5 protein-coding genes are annotated in these 6,427 nt (G+C 40.6%); 1 reads left to right on the plus strand and 4 read right to left on the minus strand.

Annotated features, from left to right (window positions below; genetic code table 11):
- Positions 1–83: 83 nt before the first annotated feature.
- The 4 genes from ACFSTH_RS11515 to ACFSTH_RS11530 form a co-directional block, all read right to left on the minus strand.
- Positions 84–212 carry a hypothetical protein gene (locus ACFSTH_RS11515; protein ID WP_377793679.1) on the minus strand — a complete coding sequence of 43 codons (129 nt, stop codon included), beginning with the start codon at positions 210–212 and terminating at the stop codon, positions 84–86.
- Between the two features lie 762 nt (positions 213–974).
- On the minus strand, positions 975–1,976 hold the full coding sequence (locus ACFSTH_RS11520; protein ID WP_377771389.1) for a FecCD family ABC transporter permease: 1,002 nt from the start codon (positions 1,974–1,976) through the stop codon (positions 975–977).
- Positions 1,969–2,979 (minus strand): FecCD family ABC transporter permease, encoded by a 1,011-nt coding sequence (locus ACFSTH_RS11525; protein WP_377771387.1) that lies wholly within the window; start codon positions 2,977–2,979, stop codon positions 1,969–1,971. Before ACFSTH_RS11525 ends, ACFSTH_RS11520 begins: the two co-directional genes overlap by 8 nt.
- A 37-nt stretch (positions 2,980–3,016) precedes the next feature.
- Complete coding sequence (locus ACFSTH_RS11530) at positions 3,017–5,011, minus strand: AraC family transcriptional regulator (RefSeq protein WP_377771385.1); 1,995 nt, start codon at positions 5,009–5,011, stop codon at positions 3,017–3,019.
- A gap of 225 nt (positions 5,012–5,236) precedes the next feature.
- Here ACFSTH_RS11530 and ACFSTH_RS11535 point away from each other — a divergent pair, with 225 nt between their 5' ends.
- The gene (locus ACFSTH_RS11535; protein WP_377771383.1) at positions 5,237–6,244 is read left to right on the plus strand and encodes a hypothetical protein; all 1,008 of its coding nucleotides are present in this window, start codon (positions 5,237–5,239) and stop codon (positions 6,242–6,244) included.
- Positions 6,245–6,427: the final 183 nt, after the last annotated feature.

The following is a 6,427-nucleotide window of genomic DNA, read 5'->3' on the forward strand; positions in this document are numbered from 1 at the left end:
CCTTTGAATATATACCAGTAATTTACATTTACTTGCTGGTCTATTTTCCTGTTGCCTTTTTAAAGAAAATTGATCCTTGATAATTAAATTTCTAACTGTTTTTCACTTGACATATTACCGCAGGTCTTATAATTGTAAGTAAAATATCGAAAACACTTTTCTGAAAAAGTAACACTAGCATTCATTAGCCCCACTTGAAATTGTTCTATCATCCTCCTCTTCATCAACAGTTAGAACATCTTTATGTAACTAGCAAACAAACCATCGTCAATCACTTCACATGGAAATTATTCCCTATTGCTTATAATCATATAGTAATATTTATAAAAAAAATGAAAAACAGACTTAAGTCCCATTTATAGCTAGACCTGAGTCCAGCTGCTTGTCATAGATAATGGTTTATCCTCAACTTTGAGTAATACATCACTTTTATAATAGCCACCGTTGTTTGCTTAACAAAATTTACATCATTCACATGTCTATGCCTTTGACGCGTTGCTGTAACATAATACACATACTCGATCCCAAAACATAAGAAATAAAAATGGGACTGCCAGTAGTCAGTTTTCACCGACTTATTGGACAACCCCTTACTAAATTTACCAATCACTTTTCATTAAACAATATTTTTTATTTTTATAAATTTCTTTAGTTTATCTATCCATTTGTCCTCTCTTCATTTTAAAATGATATATTCGAAGCAGCTCGTTCACAGCATCTAGCCATTACTTTACTTTCTGCACGCTTACCTTTCGTTAACTGCTCTTACATACGTTAGAAGCTTATTACGTAATCACACTCACATTGTTTAAAAAATAAAAAACTCCCTTATCCTCTCGCAGATTCGGTCGCAATCGCCGACAAAGGCAATTACTTCCTGCTGCTCGCAGTTAAGAGAGATTTTTCTTTATTTTTACTCATTCCATTTTACAACAGATGCATTTACTACATTTCTTTGTGAACTATATCCAGATTCAACGACTTGTCCGTTTTCGTCGGAACAATAAGTACATAAAGAACGGTGCGCCAACTCCCGCCGTAAATACACCAGCAGGTATATCTAGCGGTTGAAACAGCATTTTTCCTGCAAGATCAGCAAGTAGGAGAACGATAGCTCCCACTACAGCAGCTGTCGGTAACAAAATACGATAGGATTGACCGACTAAACTTCTAGCCATGTGAGGAGCGAGTAGCCCAATAAATGATAATGATCCAGCTACACCAACAGCCGCTCCCGCTAAAGCAACACTGATGAACAGAGTAATCATTCTACTCCATTGTAATCTGCTACCGAGACCAATAGCTGCTTCATCTCCTAGCGACTGCAAGTTTAACTCTCTTGCACATAGCAACGATAATGGTAGAAAAATTACAATCCACGGCCACAGCATTTGAATGTACGCCCAATTTGTTCCATAAATACTACCCGTCGTCCAATTCAACACCTGTGGAGCCAAATAAGCAGGACCGCTAATTAAGAGAAGCGTTGTTAGCGCTCCAGTAGCTGTCGAAATACCTATCCCTATCATCACTAATCGAAACGGTGATACTCCTTTGCGCCACGCCAACACATAATTAAGAAATGCCGTAATAAGCGCACCCGCTACTGCCACAAAGGGAATCCAATGGATGCTAAATCCTGTTGCTAATGTCATAAAAGCTACCACACTAACCGACGCACCACCTGTCACCCCGATTACGTCTGGAGAAGCTAACGGATTGCGAATGACACCTTGCAACAATGCACCTGCAACGGCTAACGCTGCACCTACTAATATAGCGGCAATAACCCGTGGTAATCGAAACTTGACGACAATCATACTAAATTCTTCACTACCGCTGCCAAACAGAGACATCCATACTTGCGATAACGGTACTCGCACGGAACCTAAAGATAGAGATACAAGCGCTACAATGACTACAAGTAGTAATAAGGATACTAAAACAACGATCTGTTTTCGCTGGAGACTATGCACGACCTCTCCTCCTTGCCACGGCAACAAGGAACGGCACTCCAATAATAGCCATTGCGATACCAACCGGAATTTCCTTGCCAGTAATGATAAAACGAGAAAGTGTATCTGCTGTTACAAGCAGCAATGCTCCGACTACCGCACAGTATGGCAGTAACCACCGATGATCATTTCCCGTAATTGCTCGACATAAGTGAGGTACGATTAAGCCAACAAAAGCGATTGGACCAGCAGAAGCAACAGCACTGCCAGCTAGAAGAATGACCACAACCACTCCTAGAAATTGGACATACTTTAGCTGTACACCTAATCCACGTGCATTTTCATCACCAAGTGCCATCACATTTAATGCTTTTGGCAATAGTACACAACCTAGTAAACCCACTACTATATAAGGAAACACTAGTTCAAAATGCGCCATACTTCTACCCGACACTGAACCGATCATCCAAAATAACGCATCTTCCAACGACTGTTTATTAATTAACATCATGCCCGAAGTCATAGAAGTAGCAAATGCTGCAATCGAAGCGCCTGCTAACGCTACTCGAGTAGGCTCCAGACTATTTTCTCGACTACTGCCTAGTAAATAGACAATACAAGCTACCACTGCTGCACCTGCAAAAGCAAACCAAATTAAGTTGGATAACGTTAACGTTGTACTCCATAAGGTAAGAGCGATGACGACAAACAGCGACGCTCCAGCATTTATTCCGAATAACGATGGCGAAGCTAATGGATTCCTTGTTAACACTTGCATAATAGTACCGGCCACAGCTAAACTTGCTCCGACCATAACAGCGATTAACGTTCTTGGTACTCTCGTAGTCGTTATAATGAGATGTTCGTTGGAGCCATCAAACTGGTTGTACGCCTGCCATAAATCCCGAAGTCCAAACGACTGCAAGCCGAATAAAACACTGGCGAGCATGCTTGCCAACAAAAGGACGATGCCAACAATCAACCCAATCATTAACCGTACGTTTTTGTTTGTTCGTTTTACCATTTCCATCTCTCTCTTGCTCATTTATCGTGCAATTTTTCTAATTCGCTTCAAAATAAGCTACTATTTCATCCAGCAATAGGTTAGCCGCTTGGTAACCACCTGCTGTATTCCAAATCGCCTCATTTACTGCAATTGCTTTGTTATTTTTAGCTACATTCAAATTTTTGAACAACGGATCATTCATCCATTCTTCTACTACTTTCGCTGCATCTGTCTTACCAGGTGCTTCCGTTACAAAATAAAATAGAACATCTCCATCCATGCTCGGAATCGTTTCTTTCGTCATCACTTCCATAAATGAATCTTTATCCTGAGACGCTGGTCTGGCAAAACCAAGTTGATCCAAAAGAACACCTGCAAATGTTTGCTTTTGATAAATACGAACTTGTGACGCTGAAAAACGTGCAATAGACACTTTCGTATCCAGCTTATCCGTTAACTTAGTAGCAGCTTCTGCCACACGCTTATCAAAATCAGCCATTAACTGTTTTCCTTCTTCTTGCTTACCTAAAGCTTCCATATATAAAGCGAAATTGATTTTCCAATCGCCCGCCAAATCTTCTGAATAAATCGTTGGAGCAATCTCTTTCAGCTGATCATATATTTTTTCTTGTCGTACTTTGTTACCGATAATCAGGTCTGGCTTCAAACTAGCAATAAGCTCTATATTAGGTTGAATCTCATCACCAACCACTTCGACGCCTTCCATTTTTCCAGCAATATGCTCATACCATGGATCTCCCACCCACGATTGCACCGCACCTACTGGCTTAACTCCTACAGAAAGTAATGCTTCTGTTCCTTCGTTTGTCAAAATAACAACCCGTTCAGGCGTACCCACGATTGTCTCTTCCCCCATCGCATGCTTCACTACTCGGCTTTCAGCCGCATTCGTTTCCGCTGTCGGTGCTGCTGATGTTGCTGGCGTAGTAACAGCTGGCTGACTTGTATTTGACGTTCCTCCGTTTGATTGATTCGTGTTGTTCGTTTTAGTTGTTCCACCACCACATGCTCCTAAGATCATGGCAAAGCAGATAACCAAAATTGCTAAAGAACGTCTAGACTTACTGTACATATTGAACTCTCCCTTTTTATTGTATTGATAATGATTATTAATACCATTACCAATATAACGTTGCACCTTTCTTCCGACAATGGACAATCTCGACAATTCAAATGGATTATATGACAATTCTTTCGTTAGATCGGCTGTCGATCTATACTGCATAGGCGACATCCCCACCTGTTTTTTGAACAATCTACTAAAATAGTAATGATCCGTGTAGCCGATGCTTACAGCAATATCTTTGACAGCAATCTCCGAATACTGTAACAACTCCTTCGCCTTGTCCATCCGCAATTGAATCAAATAATCAATTGGTGTCGCATTAAACTCTGCTTTAAATTTTCTAAGTAACGTTCTAGCATTGCATGCCAATAACTCTTCTAATGTCTCCAGCGTAATAGACTCACTATAGTGTTCTTCCATATAGCGTACCGCCTGTGCCACCAATTGAGATGAAAATGGGCGTAGCCCCTCTTCTTCCATCTGCCGCAAATATTCATGTACAAATTGATAAAAGCTAGCCCGCACCAACAATCTTCCTTGTCCGTTTGGCAGCTTCCACTGATGATCCATCTCTATTAATTTATTTAACATATATAATGGTTGACTAACGTTCATAACATAACATTCTTCAAATGGATTATTCGTTTCCATTAAACGAAGTAACATTCGGTGAGCAGGCAAAATAAAAGAGGACTTATAGAGGATAATATAGTAGTGACAATCGCTGCTAGCTGTAATCGCTAACCGAATACCTTTCCCAACATGCAATAGCACATGAGGTTTGCCTTCTATCTGTTGATCTGCCAAATGAATAACCGCTTCCCCGCGTGATACATATAAATAAGTACTTGCAGGTAAACGATAATCGCTCTTCATCTCCCCTTGTCTCATATCCATACTTCGTATATCTAAAATACGTACATGAGCATAGTTCCACAACTTTGTGCGGGGATTCCATTCCATGATGACCTCTCCTTTATTTCCGCAAAACTTTCTTAACATAACACAGTTTAATTGATAATCATTATCATCGTCAATGGATATATATTACCATTTACATAGGAGACTTGATAGACGAATAGATTAAAATATATAATCATACCTAACAGTTGTAACAGTAATTTAGATGTGAAAACAACCAGTAGTTTGTAACATAATTTACATGAAATATACTAAGGAGAGATTTTCGTGATTATAGACCAAGCATTTTGGAATGAACAAACAAGTATACACAAGGAGCAACTGTTACACCAGTTAATCACACGCTTGCCTGCTGGTTTCACGTTTTTAAGAATGGAACGCTTCGAGCGGTTTGGTATTCAACTGGAGACTGGTGTTTTTTCCTATAAAGGCTGTGAATTTGTCTATATACCCGGTAATCGTGTTACGCTTGGCTGGGAAAGTTGGGCGGAAGGGCTAGATGCAGCAACACAAGAAGATTTCGAAAACGGCCTTTCGGAACTCGATCAAAATGCTGAAAACCTGGAATTATTGTTGCGCCAGCAAATGTCTCCTGTAAGAGAAGCTGACATTGGACCACTGTTGATTGAGCGTCGCACACACTCCGTTGCTTGGTATGAAGTAAGATTAGCTGACTTAGATCCGGAAGAAGACGATGATATACTGGAAGAACTCGAACGTTTCAAAACTTCATCCTATCGCACTTATGAACTGCATCACTCCTTTCAAATAGAAAAAAAAGATGGACGTATCCGCATCTGGTTGTTTGACAATAGTGCTGATCTACAAGATTGGACGAAAGATGCTTTACCAAAAGGTTTTGACTTGCTAACAGAAGATGAGTGGGAATATGTGTACGGCGGTGGTTGCAGAACTTTGTTTCCTTGGGGTGACAGCTTTGACTATAGTATGAACGTAAGGCACTTTGGCGAACTGGATCAAGATCAGGAAGAGCAGATTCAATCGACAGCCGATGATCGATCTTTCGATTTAGAAACAAGCAGCGGCACGGGCTTACATTTCCTTGGCGATCCATATAAATCAGAGTTGACCGTATCACCCGAAGGGCTTGTACGCGGCAAAGGCGGGGACGGTGGTTCACTCATCTGCGGTGGCATGGGTGTTGTATGGGGCTATCTACCAGTCTCTACTTATTATCGCGATCCATATGAGGAAGAACTGGACTGGGAGGATCGATCGGAATATTTGCATTATCGGCGTATCGTTCGTTTGTAAGATATGTCACTAATATACCGTATCCCATTTACTCATTAAAATAGTACTGTACTACTTACTCCCTCAATTTGAACGGGATTACTCACGCATGCTCGCTTATTCGCAGGATCTCAGATAACTCGGATGAGATGGAACGACATGAAGGGATAGAAACCGTTAGTAACAATGGATTGGAGCAGTCCA

It is taken from the genome of Paenibacillus yanchengensis (genome assembly GCF_042684845.1).
GTDB lineage: Bacteria > Bacillota > Bacilli > Paenibacillales > Paenibacillaceae > Pristimantibacillus > Pristimantibacillus yanchengensis.